Origin of the sequence: Streptomyces sp. NRRL S-495 (genome assembly GCF_000966955.1) — a bacterium.
In the GTDB taxonomy this organism is placed as follows: Bacteria; Actinomycetota; Actinomycetes; order Streptomycetales; family Streptomycetaceae; genus Kitasatospora; species Kitasatospora purpeofusca.
The window spans coordinates 1-1476 of the sequence record NZ_JZWY01001168.1 but is presented as its reverse complement, the minus strand read 5'-3'; the positions used below and the strand labels follow the sequence as shown (position 1 = coordinate 1476).

Below are 1476 nucleotides of genomic sequence, written 5' to 3'. Positions count from 1 at the left end.
CCTGCTGGTCGCCGCTGCCGCCTGGCTGCTGGCGGCCGGGTTCCTGCTGCCGTACGCCGAGATGGTGATCACCGCACTGCGGCCGGCGAGTGAACTGCGCGACGCCGGCTACCTGCCGTCCTCGTTCGAGTGGGCGAACTTCGTCGACGTGTGGCGCGAGTCCCACCTCGGCGACAACCTCCGCGTCACCCTGCTCGTCGCCGCCGGGTCCACCCTGCTCGTCCTGCTGGTCGCCGTCCCCGCCGCGTACTACACGGCCCGGGTGCGCTTCCGCGGCCGCAAACTGTTCCTGCTGCTGGTGCTGGTCACCCAGATGTTCCAGCCCACCTCCCTGCTGGTGGGCCTCTACCGCGAGTTCTACCAACTGGACATGCTGAACTCGGTGTGGACGCTGATCCTGTGCAACGCGGCCTTCAACCTGGCCTTCGCCATCTGGATCCTCACCGCCTACTTCGCCTCCATCCCGGTGGCGCTGGAGGAGTCCGCCATGATCGACGGGCTGGGCAGGGGAGGGGCGCTGCTGCGGATCACCCTGCCGCTCGCGATGCCAGGGGTCGTCACCGCGATGATCTTCACCTTCATCGCGGCCTGGAACGAGTTCGTCATGGGGCTGACCCTGTCCACGGTCCCGGAGAACCAGCCGCTGACGGTGGGCATCAACAGCTTCATCGGCAACTACACCGTCCAGTGGAACTTCCTGTTCGCCGGCTCGGTCATCGCCATCGTGCCGGTCGTCGTCCTCTTCGCGCTCATCGAGCGCAAGGTCGTCTCCGGCCTCACCGCGGGATCCGTGAAGTAGCCCCTCGTGAAGCAGGTCCCCGTGAAGCAGCCCTCCGTGAAGCAGGTCCCCGCGAAGTAGCCCCGGACCGCCCCCCCGAACGCCCGTCCTCCGGCCCCGAGCCAGGGGGACGGGCCCTTCGGCATGCCCGTTCCCCGGGTGCGGAAGCGGCCGAAGCTACGGCCGGGTAGGCCTTGACGCCCCGCTGGGCACCCTGACACCTTCGTGGTTGAAGCTGCTCGAAAAGCTCACTCTTGGAGCATCTGCGAGCGCCTTTCATGCTCTGTCGCACTGTCGGCTTCAGGTACTGCTGCCACAGGACGAGCAGCCTGCAGCGCAGCAGGGTCCCCGGCGCCGATCCCGGGCGACGCACCCCTCCGCCGCCGGCGCGTACCGCGCCCTCCCGGCCGCCCGCCGTCGAGCGGCTCCGGGCCTTCCCCCCACAGAAGGAGTCCATCATGCACCGGTTCCACCGACGGGGCCGAGGTCTTGTCGCGCTAGCCTCGGTCGCCCTCACCCTCCCGCTCACGGCCGCACTCTCGCCGGCCGCCGCCGCGACCACTCCCGCCGCGCCCACCTCCGCCCCGTACGCCCTGGTACCGCAACCGGTCTCGCAGCAGGCGGTGCCGGGCGCGGGGTTCACCCTCACTCCCAGGACCCGGATCGCCGTCCTCTCCAAGGACGCGGCGGCCCAGGGC

1 protein-coding gene and 1 pseudogene are annotated in these 1476 nt (G+C 70.0%); both read left to right on the top strand.

Annotated features, from left to right (window positions below; translation table 11 throughout):
* On the top strand, positions 1-799 hold a 799-nt coding region (locus VR45_RS40200; protein WP_045944926.1), incomplete at its 5' end, for a carbohydrate ABC transporter permease.
* Between the two features lie 437 nt (positions 800-1236).
* A pseudogene (locus tag VR45_RS40195) lies at positions 1237-1476 on the top strand (hypothetical protein); the annotation flags it as partial.